Raw genomic sequence first — 18957 nt, forward strand, 5'->3', positions numbered from 1 at the left:
ACCCATGACTAAAAGAGCAATCGTTTAACAAAAACACTTTATAAATTTTGTACAGAAAAGTGTTGCCTTTTCACGACTTCTTTAAATATAGAAATACAACATAGCATGCAATTGCTGGCAGTAATATATAAAAGTAATTTAATAAAAAATGAATGCCTGTATATATTTTAATCTGTTCTACTCCATTATGAGTAGCGGTGTGTTTAATAAATGGTAATACAAAACTTAACAAAAAACAGCACTCAATGATATACTTTTTAACTTGCTTCATCATATCCCCCTAAGTAATTTCCCAACTCAACTTGCCATGTAGAACTACCTCTTTATAGATAGACTGTATATTCAGCGTATTTTCTAGTTGGCCAACCTGTATTCCCTACTTTAGAGAAACCAGTAGCGTAAGACCAGCTATTTCTAGTCCCAGGATTAAAAGTTCTTGACTGTTCGTCAGAAGTCATTCCTTGTATGATAAAGACACTAGATCCAGTAATGGACACGGTAGAATCAGATCTACTATAACCTCCAGATACATTTGTAGTGTTTATATGTCCTGAATCATATTTTTTCCAATTAACAGTCATATTCAGTTTTACACTTATTGATTTATCCCAAGTACTGTTCGTCGAAACATTATCACTATCCGCATATACCTTTGTAACAAAAAATGAACTTAACGTATTTATGAATGAGTCTTTCTCACTTACGTTTTCCAAGTCTGAAAGATCAACCTGGTAAGAAGTAACCCCAGAAATTCCATCAATTTCTTCTGAAGTTATTTCACTCTCAACGATACCATCGACAACAAACGTATCCCCTTCAGAGTTTGTGAGTTCGACCATATTCTCCAGTTTATATATATTCTTTGACTCACTCTCTAATATGATCTCAATGATCTCAGTATCTGCGATATTTTCTGGAATCTCCAATTCATAAGAATCTTTGTTTGAAACAATTTCAGTATTATTAATAAAATCACTCGACAAAGCATATGTATTGATAGGAATAAAAAATTGCAACAATAGCTATAACAAAGCTACAGTAATCGTTATTTTCTTCATTTTACCCTACCTCTTATAACTACGTAACCTATAACTAATCCTAGCAGTGCCAGAAATGTTACTTGAAATGACGGGTTACAAATCTTAGAACTGACAGACGAGCAAAGCCTATTCTACAACCTCCAATTTCTTATCAAACAGCACCAAACTGACTGAATCTACGGTCAGTTTTTTATGTGAGTACGAAAAAACGACCCTTTCGGATCGTTCTCAATTATCTTAATAGTATTCCCCATGTCTATAATCCCAAGAGTTGAAATGATCAGACAAGTGCATCATGATTTTATCGATGTCCAAACCTTTACGGATGACAACTGGGCATGGGCTGATAGAACGGCTATCTGCACCTTGTTCTGGAATCAGTTTACCATCTTTGTCTACCATAGACACCATAACCCCTTGCTCATAGCGGGTTTCAATGGTCTTGTCTGGCTGGATAGATGCCACATAGTCATCCGCCTCGATAATCAAGTCTACTTTAGACGCGATACGCTCACCGATACCTTCTACCTTACCACGATTTCCCTTACCTGATGGATTGGCAGATGAAGCGTAGACCATACGGCCTTCTTTTTCCCACATTTCCTTGGCAATCTGCTCGCCAGCTACACCAAACTTGATAACAAAGCAAGAAGTCCCACGAACGTCGGTCATCAACTCTTCACGACCATCGCCATAGGCTTGCAACTTAGCATAAGCCTCTGGTTTCCAAGGTAGGATACAACCCAACAAAATGTCCTCATCCCAATGTTTTTGGTAGAAGGCATCAATCTCAGGCGTCATCTGCGCCAACTCACGAAGCTCCTCCATGCTGCCACAAAGGACCACACCCGGCTTATTACGCTTACGCTCTTTAGCGTCAAACTTACGCTCCAAGCCAGCCTTGTCAGCAGTCATGATGATGTAACCAACCTTCGTCGGGCAGACAATCACGCCTCCCTCACCCTTGATAACGTCAAAACCTTCTTGTGAAAGTGCGCCATCCCAGTGAATTTGTTTCGTCATAATAATTTCCTCTTTTCTTTTGTTTCATAGCAGAGCGACCTGCTTGTTTTCTTATCTTTATTTTATTCCTGCCAGTAACTTGGCCGATTCCTCTCATACTCCTCAATCAAATCCTGATACTGAAGGGTAATCCCAATATCATCTAGACCGTTGAGTAATTTGTGTTTCCAATCTGCATCAATCTCAAAATCAAATTCTCCGACTGGTGAGATAATCTTTTGCTGGTAGAGATCCACAGTCACCTCATCAGTTGGTGCCAGCGCAGCCAATTTCTCCCGAACCTCACGAGGCTGAACGATTGGCAAGATGCCATTGTTAAGGTCATTGTTATAATGAATATCCCCGAAGGAACCTGCAATGATAACCTTGAAGCCATAGTCAGCTAGTGCCCAAGCGGCGTGCTCCCTAGACGAACCTGCCCCAAAGTTATCCCCTGTAATCAAGATCGTTGCCTGACGATATGGTGCCGTATTAAAGATAAAATCAGGGTCCTCAGTGTACTTGTTATCCAAATAACGCCACTCATACATGAGGTACTTGCCAAAACCCTTCTTGTCAATCAGCTTAAGAAACTGCTTGGGCAAAATCTGATCGGTATCAATGTTGTCATTCATGAGTGGAACAGTCGTCCCAGAGTAGATTGTAAACTTTTCCATCAGACCACCTCCAAATCACGAACATCTACAAAGCGTCCTGCAATAGCTGCCGCTGCTGCCATGGCTGGACTACAAAGATGGGTTCGAGATCCAACACCCTGTCGATCCTCAAAGTTTCGGTTACTAGTCGATGCACAGTGGACACCTGTCGGCACCTTGTCTGGGTTCATACCCAGACACATGGAGCAACCAGGATCCCGCCATTCAAAGCCAGCTTCCAAGAAAATTTTGTCTAAGCCTAGTGCTTCTGCAGCTGACTTAACCGGCCTCGAACCAGGAACCACAATTGCAGTCACATGATCTGCCACACGTTTGCCTTCAACAATCTTTGCGGCCACCTGCAAGTCAGAAAGACGGGCATTGGTACAGGACCCCAGGAAAACATAGCCAATTTCGATGTCCTTTGGACTTTGTCCAGGCTGTAAGTTCATGTACTTATACGCTCGTTCATCGTTCATATCGCGAACTTCAGGAAAGGTCTCATCAAACGAGACTCCCATGGAAGGATTGGTTCCCCATGTTACCATCGGTGCTAGATTCGAAACATCCATTTCAATGACCTTGTCATAAACTGCATCTGAATCAGATACCAGGGTTTTCCAATCAGCTACCGCTGCCTCAAAGTCTTTAGGCCGTTTTTCCTTGTCTGCTAGATAATCAAAAGTGGTTTGATCTGGGTTCATAATCCCCATCTTGGATCCAAACTCGATAGACATGTTACAAATCGTCATCCGTTCTTCCATGGTCAGAGCATCAATAGCCTCACCCACATACTCGACTACATAACCAACCCCCAGTGCCACACCATACTTAGCAATCAATGCCAGAACATAATCCTTGGAGTATATCCCCTTTTTCGGCTTACCTGTAAACCGTACTAAGAGCTTTTTGGGTTTGACTTGCCACAACGTTTGAGTCGCAAAGACATGCTCTACTTCTGTTGTCCCAATTCCAAAGGCAATGGCGCCGAATGCTCCGTGGGTTGCCGTATGGCTATCTCCACAGACGATGAATTTCCCTGGCTGGGTCAAGCCAGTCTCTGGTCCCACCATGTGGACAATGCCTTGGTTGGCAGATCCATGTGGCGCATGTGGAATGCCGAACTCCGCCACATTGCGAGCTAAGGCATCCATCTGAGCCTTGGAAATGACATCACGAATATCATAAATATTAACCGTTGGAACATTATGGTCAAATGTACCAAAGGTCAATTCTGGCCGACGGACTTGACGCCCGGCCTCTCGCAGACCATCAAAGGCCTGGGGACTAGTCACCTCATGGATATAGTGCTGGTCCACATAAAGGAGTTGGGGTTGACCTTCTTGCCCTGTAATCACATGGCGATCCCAGAGCTTATCGAAAATGGATTTTCCACTCATGGCGATCTCCTTTCAATCTGGGCTATAATAGCCTCCGTCATGTCTTTGGTAGAGGCGCTACCACCTAGATCTTTAGTAAAAATTCCCTGTGCAAAGACCGCTTCAACAGCTTGGCGAATGGTCTGACCTGCTTGGACCAAATCAAAACTTTCTTCCAGCATCATGGCAACAGATAGAATCATACTGACCGGATTGGCAATGCCCTGACCTGCAATATCTGGTGCCGAACCATGGATAGGTTCATAGAGACTGGGGCCTGCCACCGCATGACTAGCAGAAGGCAGAACCCCCAGCGTTCCTGTTAATACGCTGGCCTCATCCGACAAAATATCTCCGAAAAGATTTTCCGTCACCAAGACATCAAACCGACTAGGATTGGTAATCAAGAGCATGGCTGCGCTATCCACCAACTGGTGCTCCAAGGTCACATCTGGATAGTCCTTAGCCACCTCATCCGCTACCTTCCGCCATAATTTTGACGTTGCCAGCACATTTTGCTTGTCAATGCTGGTGACTTTTTTTCGTCTTTTTTGGGCTAGGTCAAAGGCAGTGCGGACAACCCGTTCAATCTCTTCTGCCTGATAGGTATTGCTATCGCTGGCTTGGTCTGTTTCAAGGACATGCTCTCCAAAATAAATTCCTCCTGTCAGCTCCCTTACCATGACCAAATCCACACCGTCCAGCCGGTCGGCTTTCAGAGGAGAATAGTCTTTCAGGCTATCAAAAATTTTCACCGGACGGATATTGGCAAAGAGACCCAATTCCTTCCGAAGTTGAAGCAGACCTTGTTCTGGTCGAACAGCTGCATCATCATATTGAGGGCTACCGATAGCTGCTAACAAAATCGCATCCGCCTGACGGCAGGCTTGTAAGGTAGCATCTGGTAGCGGATGGCCATCCGCATCAATCCCAGCTCCACCAAAAGCTCTCTCCTCAATCTCATAATCAAATCCTACTTGCCCAGTAACAGCCTTGAGGACTGCTAGGCCAGCCTCCATGATTTCAGGACCGATTCCATCACCAGCCAAGGTTACAATTTTTTTCGTCATATTTCCTCCTAGCTAGTTGGCAACTCTTTCTCAGATAGTTTCTTATCAATCTGTCCGCTATTTTCTTTCTGTACCATGACATTGGCATGAATATAGGCAATTGCAGAAGCCTTCAATACGTCAAAGTCAATACCAGAGGCATTAAAGACGGTTTCCGTTGCCTTGTTTTCTACGGCGACAAGCACACGCGCCTGGGCATCAATCCCATCAGTAATAGCGTCGATATGGTAGCGTTCTAAGCTGATTTCCTGCTGGAAGAATTGGTCAATGGCATTAAAGACTGCCTCAACCGAACCCTTGCCTGACTCCACAACAACCACTTCTTCCTCATCCTGATTGATGAAGGTAACTTGAGCCTGAATACTTCCGTCAGACTGACTATCCAAACGCAAATCTTTAAATTGGAAGCCATCACGATTGCTGATTTCTGTACCAGCTACCAAGGCACGAATATCTGCGTCCGTGATTTTTTCTTTCTTGTCCGCAAGGTTTTTAAAGCGAGCAAAGAGGCCCGCGACATCACTCTCTTCAAAATACAAGTCTAATTCTTTTAGTTTTTCCACAAAGGCATGGCGACCGGATAGTTTACCCAGTGGCAGAGAATTTTTCTTGACCCCTACCAACTCAGGTGTAATGATTTCATAAGTCAATGGATTTTTCAAGACACCATCTTGGTGGATACCTGACTCATGAGAGAAGGCATTGCCACCAACCACCGCCTTATTGCGTGGAATGGCAATCCCAGAAAAGCGAGATACTAATTCCGAAGTATTGAGAGTTTCCTTTAGAACAATCGGACTGGTCACATCATAGAAATCTTTCCGAATTTCAAGGGCAACAGCTACTTCTTCAAGGGCCGCATTTCCTGCTCGCTCACCGATACCGTTGATAGTTCCCTCGACACGACCGGCACCGTTTTTAATAGCTGAAAGGGTATTGGCAACAGCCATACCTAGGTCATTATGGCAATGCGGACTGAAAATAATCTCACGGTCCGACTTGATGTTTGTTGTCAAGTAACGGAAAATTTCTCCGTAGTGCTGAGGAGTCGTAAAGCCGACTGTATCTGGAATGTTGATGTAGGTCGCACCAGCATCTACCGCTGTTTGTACCACTTCTAGCAAATATTCCAACTCCGTCCGCGTCGCATCCTCTGGGGAGAACTCCACCACCTCAAAACGCTCACGGGCATAGCTGACATGTTCAGTGATTTGCGTCAAAATTTCTTCTTTGGTCTTTTGAAGTTTGAATTCACGGTGAATGGGACTGGTCGCAATGAAAACATGAATCTGCGGATACTTGGCATCTTTCAGAGCTTCATAACAAGCATCAATGTCTGACTTGACTGACCGAGCCAAGCCTGTCACAGCCGTCTTGGTCATGGCCGCCGCAATCTGACGAACCGCTTCAAAAGAATCAGGACTGGCCGCTGGGAAACCCGCTTCAATGGCAGAAATCCCCCATTTCTCCAACTGCTTGGCAATGGTCACTTTTTCCTTGATAGAAAAATTCACACCCGGCGTCTGTTCACCATCCCGTAAAGTCGTATCTAAAAATTCAATCACACGCATAAGAATACCTTTCTAAACAATACAAACTTCAATACTATCGTCTTTTAGTTTACTTTTAGTACTAGCTTCAACAGTCAGAGTAGTGACTATTGAAGGTGGAAAATAAAGCGAACAAGGTTTGCATCAAAAACCGCAGGCATAACTGGAGTTAGGCAAGGCGAGTTCAAATAATGATGAAATTATTTGAAGGTGGAAATAAGGAAACGAAGTTTCCTCATTCGTCGAAGTAATAAAAGTAAACTAAATGACGATAAAAAAGAAAACACCTCGAGGATTATTACCTGCGAGATGTTGTCAACAGCGCCCGCTTGGTAAGCCAAACAGGACTAATGCTACCTAGTGCACTAGCCCAACCGTCGCAACAACAAAGTAAAGTTTGTAGTGACTGGTTTCATTTGACTTTTTCCTTTCAGTGTTCTGGAACCTGTATTCACAGTCCAGCACTTTCATCTAAGGCTAGTATTTCATCAACTCATCGTTAGTTTTTTTCAAAATACGTCAGTATTCCCTCAAAAACTGCCTTGATTAGCGAAAAACTATCTCTTATATACAAGCACTTCACTTGTGAATACAGGTTCTTAGTTGTTTACAATAATACCTTACTTTTTTTCACTTGTCAATAGAAAAATGGAAATTTTCTGAAAAATCCGAACAGTACGGCAATTCATGCAAATTCACACAATAAAGCCAAGCTCTTTTTCAAAGCTCGGCTTTATTTATTAACTCCGTCTGGAACTTGAAAAAATGGCCACCAACAATACTGCTCCAAAGACTGACGGTACCAGAGCCATGCCAGCAAATTGCGGCCCCCAATCACCAAAGAGCAACTGCCCAATCCACGAACCAGCAAGCCCAAGGATAATATTTCCTAGACAACCACGACGGTCGTCTGACGAAGTAAGTGCTCCTGCAATCATACCAATTATGGCACCTGCGATAATACTTGTTAACATCTTATTTTCCTCCAACATTTACAAAATAAGACTGGTTGCCCAGTCTTAAAAGATGACTATTAGATAGCCCACTCACCGTCGCGGAAGATAGGGACGCGAGTTCCATCTGCACGAATGCCATCAATGTTCATTTTGTTTGAACCAATCATGAAGTCAACGTGAACATCAGAACGGTTGAGACCTGCTTCTTTCAACTCTTCTTGGCTCATTTCTGTACCACCTTCAATTGAGAAGGCATAGGCTTGCCCGATTGCCAAGTGGTTTGAGGCATTTTCATCAAAGAGAGTGTTGAAGAAAGTTACACCTGATTGAGAGATTGGGCTCTTATCTGGTACAAGGGCAACTTCACCCAGAGCGCGTGCACCAGCATTGTCAAAGACCAGTTTCTTCATGACTTCATCGCCTTTTTCAGCAGTCACATCTACAATCTCACCATCTTTAAAGGTTACTTTGATACCTTCGATAATATTGCCGTTATAGCTAAGCGGTTTTGTAGAAGTTACATAACCATCGGCCACACGATAGTCAGGTGCTGTAAAGACTTCTTCTGTTGGCATGTTGGCAATAAACTTCTCACCTTGGGCATTGATCGAACCAGCCGCTTCCCATAAGTGGTTTTTCGGCATACCAAGAACAAGGTCGGTTCCTGGTGCTGTGTAGTGCAATTTGACAAACTGCTCGTCGTTAAGAACCTTAGCTTTTGCTACCAAACGTGCTTCATGCTCTTCCCAGGCTTTGATTGGATCTTCTTCGTAGATACGGCAAGTCTTGAAAATTTGGTCCCAAAGCAGATCTACTGCTTCTTCGTCAGACGTTGCATTTGGGAAAACTTTTTTGGCCCATTCCAAACCAGATGCTGCAGCAAGTGTCCAGCTGATTTTGTTAGCTTGAGTGGCTTGACGCATTGGATTTAAGGCCTGGCTGATTGCGCGTGCACTGCGAGACAATTTCTCAGGATCAACGCCATCGTATGCACCAGGATCATCAGACAAGACAACCAAACGACTAGATTTGTGCTCTAATAAATAATTCATTTCAGCAACACGTTGTGGGTGGACTTGTTCTAAGCGTTCTACATCTACATTGACCAAACGTTCGCGAGCAATGACATCATCTGACCAGTTCACTAAGACCTCTGCTGCACCGAGTGCATAAGCTTCTTTAACAATCAAACGGGCCAACTCTGCCTGATCAACAGCAATTGTCAAATGGACTGTATGACCTGGTTGGACATTGATACCGGTTGATACCAAAAGTTTCGCGTATTTCGCCAGATTTTCTTTAAAATTAGGTAATACCATGTTCATCTCCTTAGGTTATTATACTAGATTATTGTATCATATTTTGGTAAAGGACAGATAAAAAAACTTCCAGCAAAACAGGAAGTTAGTGGGAAGGTTGTGTCATATTCACTAAAGCTTTACACTCAACTAGACAAGCTGACAAGGGATATTTCCAATTTTCTAAGCATAAAGTTTTCAGTTTGCATTTAGTACTAGCTTCAACTATCTGGGAGATAGTTGAAGGCTGGAGATGAAGCGAACGGAGTTCGTGTCAACGAGCCGCAGACATAACTGGAGTTAGGCAAGGCGAGTTAACAACGTAATAAAGCAAACTGTAAACTTTATTGGTTACCAAAAACCTTTACACGGTCACTATCCGCCATGTAATCTTTTTCCCCTGCTGGAGCTGCGATGCTACCGAATGGAGCTTGTGCACGAAGTTTCCAGTTAGCTGGGATACCGTATTTTTCAGCAACTTGTGCATCTACCAATGGGTTGTAGTGTTGAACGTTCATACCGATATTTTTCTCAGCAAATGCCAACCACACCGCGTACAAGTTGATACCGTGAGCTTGTTCAGACCAGATTGGGAAGTTTTCTGCATAGAGTGGGAAGCTTTCTTGCAAGCCTTTAACTACGTCTTGGTCTTCGAAGAACAAGATAGTACCTGCACCTGCAGCAAAGCTAGCCAAGCGGCCTTTAGTGCCTTCAAATGCTTCAGCTGGTGTTACTTTTTCCAATTCACTGTAAGCAATTTCGTTCCAGAAAGCTTCTGATTCAGCACCAAAAAGTACTACTGCGCGACTTGATTGTGAGTTGAAAGCTGATGGTGATTCTTTCATAGCTTTCTCAACGAGAGCTACTACTTCTTCATTTGATACTGGCAATTCTTTACCGAGTGCATAAATAGTACGACGAGTTTCTTGAAGTTTTGCAAAATTTGACATAGATTTCCTCTTTTCTGCTTATTACTATCTAGTAATTTTTATCACTATGTGGGGATTATACACCTATTCAAAAAAATAATCAAGAGTTTTGGCTTCTTTTTTTGTAAAAAATCACTGTCTCTCAAAATAACGAGAAACAGTGACCTTCCTTATTAAAACAAATCATCAAATAAACTCAACTGGTTGTCCTCTGGCATTTTACCCAGGATTCCCATTTCATCCATTTTTTCAACAAGCGTACCTGACAATCCTCCACGTTTTCGGAGTTCAGTCTTGGAGAGAAATTCTCCTTCAGCACGCGCTGCAACGATCTGCTTAGCAACGTTTTCACCCAGACCATCCATGGCAACAAATGGAGGGATAAGGGTATCTCCCTCAATCAAGAACTCTGTAGCATGAGATTTGTATAAATCTAATTTACCAAACTTGAAACCACGTTCCAGCATTTCATTGACCAATTCAAGCGTGGTATAAAGATCCTGTTCAACGTTTGAAGCTTCGTTGTTCTTCTTTTTGAGGGAAATCTCTTCCATCTTGGACTTGACTTTATCCAATCCACCTGACATGGTCGCCAAATCAAAGGCTTTCGCACGAATGGAGAAATATGCACAATAATAATATAGCGGATAATGAACCTTGAAGTAGGCAACTCGTAAGGCCATCATAACGTAAGCAGCCGCATGGGCTTTAGGGAACATGTACTTGATTTTACCACATGATTCAATGTACCAATCAGGTACCTTGTTGTCCTTCATGGCTTGGATGTAACCATTTCGCTCTTCCTCTGAAATCTTGAGCCACATCCCTTTCCGTACCCGTTCCATGATGTTAAAGGCCATTTTCGGTGGCAAACCAGCATGCATGAGGTACACCATGATGTCATCCCGACAACCGATAACCGTAGATAGGTCAGCAATCCCGGATTTGATTAAGTCTTGCGCATTGCCCAACCACACATCTGTACCATGTGATAGACCAGATAACTGAAGTAATTCCGAAAAAGTTGTTGGATGGGTTTCTTCAACCATCCCTCGAACAAAATTGGTCCCAAATTCTGGAATTCCCAACATACCAGTCGGTGTCCCGATCTGTTCAGGGGTAACACCTAAAATTTCTGTTCCTGAGAAAAGGGCCATTACCCCTTTATCATCTGCGGGAATCGTCTGTGGATCAATGCCTGACAAGTCCTGCAACTTCCGAATCATCGTCGGATCATCGTGTCCGAGAACATCGAGCTTAAGAACGTTTTCGTCAATATCATGGAAGTTAAAGTGAGTAGTCTGCCAACTTGCGGTAATATCATCAGCCGGGTATTGTACTGGGGTAAAGTCATGAACATCCATATAATTAGGAATAACAACAATCCCTCCCGGGTGCTGACCCGTTGTTCGTTTCACACCAGCTGCTCCTGCTGCTAAACGCTCCACTTCCACATCCCGGTAGAATTTTCCATAATCTCGTTCATACCCACGTACAAAACCATAGGCCGTCTTAGCAGCTACTGTACCAACTGTTCCCGCACGGAAGGCATATTCCTCACCAAAAATCTTACGCACGTCTAAGTGAGCAGATGGTTGATCATCTCCAGAAAAGTTCAAGTCAATATCGGGAACCTTATCTCCATCAAAACCTAGGAAGGTTTCGAAAGGAATATCCTGACCATCTTTTCTATACTTTGTTCCACAATTGATACATACCTTATCTGGTAAATCAAAGCCTGAACCATAGGAACCGTCTGTAATAAATTCACTGTGCTGGCAATTTGGACAGACGTAGTGAGGAGGCATTGGATTTACTTCTGTAATCCCAATCATGGTTGCTACGAAACTAGAACCAACCGATCCCCGAGAACCAACTAAGTAGCCCCGTTCATTCGATCGTTGTACCAACATCTGCGATGCTAGGTAAATCACTGCAAACCCATTACCAAGAATAGAAGACAGCTCTTTTTCTATTCGCAAGTCAATAATATCTGGTAAAGGATTACCATAAATCTCAAAGGCTTTTTGATAGGTTAATTCAGCGACTGTTTCTTCTGCCTTTTCAATATAAGGCGTATACAGATCCGTCTTCACGACTTCTACATCTTCAAACCGACTCAGCATCGCATTAGGATTGGTAATGACAATCTCACGAGCTAAACTTTCTCCCAAGAAAGCAAACTCGTCCAACATCTCGCTAGTCGTTCTAAAGTGAGCCTTAGGCAGTGGAGCTGGTTGGGCATTTTCCCCATTTCCAATGGTCCAGTTAATCGGTGCCCCTTGCCCTAGAGCCCGTACAATAATTTCTCGATAGATTTCTTCCTCGGGATCTATATAGTGAACATTCCCCGTCGCCAAAACTGGCAGTCCTGCCCTACGCCCTACCTCAATTAACTGCTTGATAGTTTCTTCAATCTCTACAATATTCTTAAACTGTTCCTTGGCAATCATTGGTTCATAAAGAGCTGGAGGCATAACTTCGATAAAATCATAGTAGGTAGCCTTTTTTACCGCATCATCTATTCCCTTGGACAGAAGCTCTTCAAACACTTCACCTTCTTGACAAGCTGTCCCTAGTATTAGTCCTTCGCGATGGGCATCCAGAACTGTTCTTGGTATGCGAGGAACACCTGCAAAATATTTAGTATTTGACAGGGATACGAGCTTGAAGATGTTTTTTAAGCCAACTTGATTGATGACATATAAAGTGGCGTGTTTGACACGAGCCTTCTTATAAGAATCTTCTACAATTAGTTCGGTATTGAGTTGGTTAAGATTCGCTATTTGATGTTTTTCAAAGGCATCCTTTAGGAAGATGAAGAGCAAGCGCCCCGTCGCCTCCGCATCGTAGTTCGCCATATGGTGATGTTCTAAGGCAACTCCAAATCGCTTTGTCAGAGGCCCCAGACCATGTCGCTTATAATCTGGATAAAGATTTCGAGCAAACTCCAAGGTATCAATCACAGGTTGACTAATCGTTGGAAGACCAGCCCGCTCGTAGTTGACATCCATAAAACCGACGTCAAAAGTAGCATTATGCGCAACCAAAATCGAACCCTGACAGAAGTCTTGAAACTTACGTAAGACTTGCTCAAGTGGTTTCGAGCCTCTCACATGTTCGTCCGTAATCCCTGTCAACTCAGTCGTAAACTGACTCAGCGGGTGACCTGGATCGATAAATTCATCAAATTCAGCAACGATATTTCCTTTATGCATCTTAGAAGCCGCAATCTGAATCAGGGAATTATTGACTGCAGAGAGACCTGTTGTTTCCACGTCAAAAACCACATAAGTGGCATCTGATAGCACCACATCTGCTACATTGTAGGCAATCGGAACAGAATCCTCAACGATATTAGCTTCCATTCCAAAGAGAGCTTTAATACCGGCTTTTCGCGCAGCATGATAACCATGTGGGAAAGACTGAACATTTCCGTGGTCCGTAATCGCCACAGCCTTATGACCCCAAGCTGCTGCACGCGCGATTAAATCCTCAACTGCTGGCAGGGCATCCATCGTTGACATATTGGTATGGGCGTGAAATTCAATACGTTTCTCATCATCAGGCATCAAATCCTTACGAATTTCTTTTTTGATCTCTTGAACTTCCTGTACATTCATGGTCAAATCACGCGTGAAATTATTGGTCTCCACGTTTCCACGAACCCTTAACCAGTTACCTTTTTTTACCATATCAAATTTTTGAGCCTCTTCTTCATTTTTAGCCCACTTCTGCATGGTAAAAGAAGATGTATAGTCGGTCATCTTGAAATTGATAATGACTCGTCCCGTCTTCGTGGTTTTCTGCTCAACATCAAAAACTAACCCTTCAAAGACAATACGATTTTCTTCACTGTTCACCTCAATCATCGGAGTAATATCCGCTTTCTCAATATTGACTTTAGCAGGACGGTTTTTCTTATATTCTGGGATAAATGGCTGATCTGCCTCTGGTGGTGGAGCCATTTGAGATAGTTGTTCCAGGGCTGCTAAATTTTCCTCATTAGCCTGCTGGTAAATTTCTTCATTTTGTGCATGGAAATCCTCTGCCTGTTGTTGCGTCATTTCTTGGCAGACTTTAATATCTACAGTAAGATTCCCAAAACCAAATCGCTTGTATTGTTCAACTAAATTCGGCAAATGATTCTTGCGAAAATGAGCTGTATCAATCGTTTCTGGTCCTTTTATCCACAGAACTCCGTCTCGATAAGTCACAGCAAGTGGCTGAAACAGTGCCTTGAACCCAGCACTCTGGCACAAATCTTCCATAAAAGCCTCCGGATAATAGGCTTCCACCAAACCCGCCTCAAAACTGTCCGCATCTGTTACCAAAGAAAATTGAATCTTGTTCCCTAGTTTTTCAAACTCTGTTTTCAAATGAGCCTTAAAGAGTTGATATTCTAAAAGTGGTAGGGGATTTTCAAAACGGAAGGTAAACTCCCATAATTTACTGACCTTGTGCAAGACCACTTTCTCAATCTTTGCAGTCGAAAAAGCCCCTGATTGTCGTACATCAAGAGGCATCCCGATTTGTTGAAGCAAAAGCTGAAATTTATCTGACATGACCATTTCCTTTGTAATTAGTTAGAATCATTTTACCATAAATGGAGGAATTTTTCTTGAACTAAGAAAGAAAAACCTCTTAGATCATACCCTAAGAGGAATGGTTCAATGAAATGAAAATCTACCAAGCCAAGGCAGTTGTAGGAGCCTGTAAGAAATCCAACCACTTTTGGTCTTTGACACGACACAGAGTGACTGAAATTCCTCCCATATCAAGACTTGTCATAAATTTCCCAGTTTTAATAAATGAAATTTTTAAACCTTCTAATTCTAAAAATTGGCAAATGTCATTCAAAAAGATTCCTTGCTCAATCTCCGACATAGAACCAAGATTATTGACCAAAAGAATATACTCCTCGCCCTCATTCCAACGGAATTTTAATTTTAATTTATTGACAATTTCATTCGCTAGTTGCTCAGAAGATTCAAATGCAACCGTCCGATAGCCCTCTTCTCCATGGATACCAATGCCGAAAGATATTTGTCCCTCTTCCAAATCAAACAAAGGCAGGGCGGCATTGGGCAAATAGGTCGACTTGGTCGCAAAACCGATGGTTGCAATTTCTGTTGCTATGGACAACCCCAATTGTTCCAAGGCATTCAAATCATACCCAGAAAGAGCTGCCGCCCCTAGAATTTTATGCAATAGAATTGTCCCAGCTAGCCCCCTATGCCGCATACGGAAGTTGTTTTTCGTGTCAACAGAAATATCATCGTGGGATACAATATACTTTACCGCTATCCCTTCTTGTCGAGCCATTTCAATAGCTTTCCCAAAAGAAAGAAGATCCGCCTCAAAGTTTTTCACAATCAGAAAAACTCCCTTGCCCTTATCTACTGCACGAATGGCTGCCAAGACTTCTTCAGTGGTTGGGGGCATAAATATTTCTCCATATACTACTGCAGTCAGCATTCCTTTACCGACGAAGCCAACATGGGCTGGTTCATGACCAGAACCACCGCCAGAAATAATCGGGACCGATTGACCATCCTGCATTTTCTGAAGCACAATTGGAAAACCGCTAACTTTTTTCACTTCTACGTTCGTCCGACAAAAACCATCCATATATTCTTCAATAATCGTTGTTTGTCTATTCCTAATAAATACCATACATTCACTCCTACAAAATTGAAAATGACTCCCGCACAAGAGTTACCATTTGCTTCCAATAACTATGAATTTGACAAGGTGACTGAATCAGTCCCTCCTTTATCAGACCTATCCAAGCATTCGAGTGATAGAGAATCAAAAAATGCTTATCCTGTTGGGAAATCATTTTACCCTCCTGGAGCTGATACTCGTTGATAATTTTCTCCATCAAAACCATAAAGTAGCCTTCCAGATAACTAACAAAATCATTTTGTCCTTTAATTTCAAAAAGCTGACGATAAAAGATTTGATTGCTCTCGATATAATACAATAATTCTTCTAATAGCTTTAACCCACTGATATAGGTCAGATTATCTGTAACCTGCTCCTGCAATTCTGTCTCAAATATCCAGTCTAACAACTCATACTTATCTAAAAAATGGTTGTAAAAGGTTTGACGACGAATCCCTGCTTCTTGCATGATGTCGACAACTGAAATTTTATCAAAGGATTTTTGAGATAGCTGTTTTTTGAAAGCTTTTGCAATCCTTTTCTTTGTAATCAACGAGGTTGGCATATGTCACTTCCTTTCACTTCCTTTCACTTCCTCTTTATTATACCCTATCATGCGTTTCTTTGAAATAAAAGGGACATTTTGGATTATCTGTCCCTTCCATTATTCGTTAGGACAATGTACAATGAAAGCGCAAACAAAAACAAAGGAGTTTTCTCATGAAAAAAATTATCAATCAACCTGAACATGTCGTTGATGAAATGCTAAAAGGACTTGTCTATATACACCAAGATCTTGTCGATCGTATCGATGGATTTGATGTGATTATTCGTAATGCTGAAAAAACTGGTAAAGTCGGCATCATCTCAGGAGGTGGCTCTGGTCACGAACCTTCTCATGCAGGCTTTGTTGGCAAGGGCATGTTATCCGCTGCTGTATGTGGCGCAGTATTTACCTCACCAACCCCAGACCAAATCTTGGAAGCCATCAAGGCTGCTGACGAGGGAGCTGGCGTCTTTATGGTCATCAAAAACTACTCTGGCGACATCATGAACTTTGAGATGGCGCAAGAATTGGCGGAAATGGAGGGCATTGAAGTGGACAGTGTCGTTGTGGACGATGACATCGCTGTGGAAAACAGCCTCTATACCCAAGGACGTCGTGGTGTAGCAGGTACCATCCTTGTCCACAAGATTCTCGGTCACGCTGCAGAAACAGGCAAATCTCTGGCTGAGATTAAGAAACTGGCTGACCGTGTCGTCCCGCAAATCAAGACTATAGGCTTAGCCCTATCAGGTGCTACGGTACCAGAAGTGGGCAAACCAGGCTTCGTCCTTGAAGAGGATGAATTTGAATACGGTGTCGGTATCCATGGTGAGCCTGGCTATAAGAAAGAAAAACTCCAACCATCTGCTAAATTGGCTGAAGAATTGGTTGAGAAATTGGCAGAAGGCTTTGATATTCAAGATGGCGAGCATTATGGTGTCCTTATCAACGGTCTCGGCGCAACTCCTCTCATGGAACAATATGTCTTTGCCAACGACGTTGCTCAATTGCTGGCTAAAAAAGGTGTGGTCGTTGACTACAAGAAAATCGGTAACTACATGACATCGATTGATATGGCTGGACTGTCATTGACCTTAATCAAACTAGAAGACCCAAGCTGGATTGACGCTTTGCTGGCCCCTGTTGAAGTGGTAGCTTGGTAGGAGAAAGACTATGGATGCAAAACAAGCACTGCTCTGGATGGAGACATTCAACAAAAAAATTCAAGAAAACAAAGATTATTTGAGCGAACTTGATTCTCCAATCGGAGATGGAGATCACGGGGGCAACATGGCGCGAGGAATGGCTGCCGTCATGCAGGAGCTATCTGAGAAAGACTATGAGACTGCTGACCAAGTCTTTAAGGTGGTTGCCATGCAACTTCTCAGCAAGGTTGGCGGTGCTTCCGGTCCTCTATACGGCTCTGCCTTTATGGGTATTACTAAAGCCAGTCAAGCTGGCGCTGATTTGGCAGATACGCTTCAAGCAGGTTTGGAGATGATCCAAAAACGTGGCAAGGCTGAATTGGGCGAGAAAACCATGGTAGACGTTTGGATTCCCGTCATTGCTGCCCTAAGAGAAAGCCAGCTGACAACGGAAATTATCCATAAAGCCGTTCAAGGGACAAAGGATATTGCTGCAACTAAGGGACGCGCGTCCTATGTTGGGGAAAGGTCTATTGGACACATTGATCCAGGCTCTTTCTCATCTGGACTTCTCTTTGAAGCCATGTTGGAGGCAGGACTATGACAAAAATTGGTATCTTACTCGTATCCCATTCAAAAAATTTGGCCCAGGGAATCATCGACCTAGTATCTGAAGTCGCAAAAGATATTCCCATCACCTACTGTGGCGGACTAGAAGATGGTAGCATCGGTACCAGCTATAAAATCGTACAAGAGCGAGTTGAAGCAAACCCTGCTGATACCCTCCTTGCCTTTTTCGACCTAGGTAGCGCCCGAATGAACATGGAACTTGCTGCCGATTTTACAGACAAACAAATTCTTATCCAAACCGTACCAGTCGTCGAAGGTTGCTATACTGCCGCCGCTCTCTTACAGGCTGGAGCTGACTTGGAGACTATTCTTGAACAATTAAAAGAACTGACAATCAATAAATAGGAGGTCAATATGAATCTGATTGGAGAATTACTTGGAACTTTCATACTAGTATTACTTGGAAATGGTGTGGTTGCATCCTGCATCCTCTCTAAAACCAAGGCTGAAAATAGCGGCTGGCTGACCATTGTACTAGGATGGGGCATCGCTGTAACAATTGCCGTCTACATATCAGGAATTTTTGGACCTGCCCACCTGAATCCAGCTGTCACTATCGCAATGGCATCTATTGGCTCCCTACCATGGGCTCAAGTCCCAGGCTTCCTACTTGCCCAATTTGCTGGAGCAATGTTGGCATCCATCGTCCTCTATCTCCATTTCTACCCACATTGGCAGGAAACAAAAGATAGCGGATCAATCCTTGCTACCTTCTCTACTGGACCAGCTCTTCGTCACACTGCTTCAAACTTGCTCGGCGAGGCTCTTGGTACAGCTATCTTAGTCATAGGAATCCTTGCAATTGGACCTAACAAGGTCAGCGCTGGCCTCGGCCCAATCATCGTGGGACTTATCGTATTCGCAATCGGCTTCTCACTAGGATCAACGACTGGCTACGCAGTCAATCCAGCTCGTGACTTAGGTCCTCGTATCATGCACGCTATCCTTCCAATTCCTAACAAGGGAGATTCTGACTGGTCTTATAGCTGGATCCCAGTTGCTGGCCCAATTCTTGGAGGAGTCGCAGGAGCTATCCTCTATAACCTCCTACTAAATATGTTATAAAAAATAGGCTTGGGTGATTAGAA

Annotated in this window: 16 protein-coding genes; 4 read left to right on the plus strand and 12 right to left on the minus strand. The window is 43.1% G+C overall.

Annotated elements, in window-relative coordinates:
* Window positions 1–323: 323 nt before the first annotated feature.
* The 12 genes from ACPC57_RS07240 to dhaS all read right to left on the minus strand — a co-directional run bounded on the left by ACPC57_RS07240 (window position 324) and on the right by dhaS (window position 16112).
* The gene (locus tag ACPC57_RS07240) at window positions 324–1016 is read right to left on the minus strand and encodes a hypothetical protein (protein WP_434066604.1); all 693 of its coding nucleotides are present in this window, start codon (window positions 1014–1016) and stop codon (window positions 324–326) included.
* Window positions 1017–1277: 261 nt separating this feature from the next.
* Window positions 1278–2063 carry an L-threonylcarbamoyladenylate synthase gene (locus ACPC57_RS07245; protein ID WP_434066605.1) on the minus strand — a complete coding sequence of 262 codons (786 nt, stop codon included), beginning with the start codon at window positions 2061–2063 and terminating at the stop codon, window positions 1278–1280.
* Between the two features lie 62 nt (window positions 2064–2125).
* A complete protein-coding gene (leuD, locus tag ACPC57_RS07250; protein WP_130554164.1) occupies window positions 2126–2719 on the minus strand; it encodes a 3-isopropylmalate dehydratase small subunit in 594 nt (197 codons plus the stop codon).
* Window positions 2719–4098 carry a 3-isopropylmalate dehydratase large subunit gene (leuC, locus tag ACPC57_RS07255; protein ID WP_434066606.1) on the minus strand — a complete coding sequence of 460 codons (1380 nt, stop codon included), beginning with the start codon at window positions 4096–4098 and terminating at the stop codon, window positions 2719–2721. The genes leuD and leuC overlap by 1 nt, the downstream gene beginning before the upstream one ends.
* Window positions 4095–5147, minus strand: coding sequence for a 3-isopropylmalate dehydrogenase (leuB, locus tag ACPC57_RS07260; protein ID WP_434066607.1), 1053 nt, complete (start codon window positions 5145–5147; stop codon window positions 4095–4097). The genes leuC and leuB overlap by 4 nt, the downstream gene beginning before the upstream one ends.
* Window positions 5148–5155: 8 nt before the next feature.
* Complete coding sequence (locus ACPC57_RS07265; RefSeq protein WP_277844330.1) at window positions 5156–6718, minus strand: 2-isopropylmalate synthase; 1563 nt, start codon at window positions 6716–6718, stop codon at window positions 5156–5158.
* A 719-nt stretch (window positions 6719–7437) separates the two neighbouring features.
* A complete protein-coding gene (locus ACPC57_RS07270; protein ID WP_024391424.1) occupies window positions 7438–7671 on the minus strand; it encodes a GlsB/YeaQ/YmgE family stress response membrane protein in 234 nt (77 codons plus the stop codon).
* Window positions 7672–7730: 59 nt separating this feature from the next.
* Complete coding sequence (locus tag ACPC57_RS07275) at window positions 7731–8972, minus strand: aminopeptidase (RefSeq protein ID WP_217374569.1); 1242 nt, start codon at window positions 8970–8972, stop codon at window positions 7731–7733.
* Between the two features lie 323 nt (window positions 8973–9295).
* The gene (locus tag ACPC57_RS07280) at window positions 9296–9901 is read right to left on the minus strand and encodes a nitroreductase family protein (protein ID WP_274504495.1); all 606 of its coding nucleotides are present in this window, start codon (window positions 9899–9901) and stop codon (window positions 9296–9298) included.
* A gap of 152 nt (window positions 9902–10053) precedes the next feature.
* A complete protein-coding gene (locus tag ACPC57_RS07285; protein ID WP_434066608.1) occupies window positions 10054–14445 on the minus strand; it encodes a PolC-type DNA polymerase III in 4392 nt (1463 codons plus the stop codon).
* A gap of 121 nt (window positions 14446–14566) precedes the next feature.
* Window positions 14567–15556 (minus strand): DhaKLM operon coactivator DhaQ, encoded by a 990-nt coding sequence (gene dhaQ, locus ACPC57_RS07290; RefSeq protein ID WP_434066609.1) that lies wholly within the window; start codon window positions 15554–15556, stop codon window positions 14567–14569.
* A 10-nt stretch (window positions 15557–15566) separates the two neighbouring features.
* Window positions 15567–16112: a dihydroxyacetone kinase transcriptional activator DhaS gene (dhaS, locus tag ACPC57_RS07295; protein WP_434066610.1), complete on the minus strand. Its 546-nt coding sequence runs from the start codon at window positions 16110–16112 to the stop codon at window positions 15567–15569.
* A gap of 155 nt (window positions 16113–16267) precedes the next feature.
* Between dhaS and dhaK the strand changes: the two genes are divergently transcribed.
* From dhaK to ACPC57_RS07315, 4 genes are read left to right on the plus strand one after another with little or no spacing between them, the layout of a single operon-like run.
* Window positions 16268–17257: a dihydroxyacetone kinase subunit DhaK gene (gene dhaK / locus ACPC57_RS07300; protein ID WP_434066611.1), complete on the plus strand. Its 990-nt coding sequence runs from the start codon at window positions 16268–16270 to the stop codon at window positions 17255–17257.
* 10 nt (window positions 17258–17267) lie between these two features.
* Complete coding sequence (gene dhaL / locus ACPC57_RS07305; protein WP_044693859.1) at window positions 17268–17843, plus strand: dihydroxyacetone kinase subunit DhaL; 576 nt, start codon at window positions 17268–17270, stop codon at window positions 17841–17843.
* Window positions 17840–18214: a dihydroxyacetone kinase phosphoryl donor subunit DhaM gene (dhaM, locus tag ACPC57_RS07310; RefSeq protein WP_434066612.1), complete on the plus strand. Its 375-nt coding sequence runs from the start codon at window positions 17840–17842 to the stop codon at window positions 18212–18214. The genes dhaL and dhaM overlap by 4 nt, the downstream gene beginning before the upstream one ends.
* 9 nt (window positions 18215–18223) lie before the next feature.
* Window positions 18224–18934, plus strand: coding sequence for an MIP/aquaporin family protein (locus tag ACPC57_RS07315; protein WP_434066613.1), 711 nt, complete (start codon window positions 18224–18226; stop codon window positions 18932–18934).
* Window positions 18935–18957: the final 23 nt, after the last annotated feature.

Source organism: Streptococcus sp. VTCC 12886, from assembly GCF_049893425.1.
Taxonomy (GTDB): Bacteria; Bacillota; Bacilli; order Lactobacillales; family Streptococcaceae; genus Streptococcus; species Streptococcus suis_AA.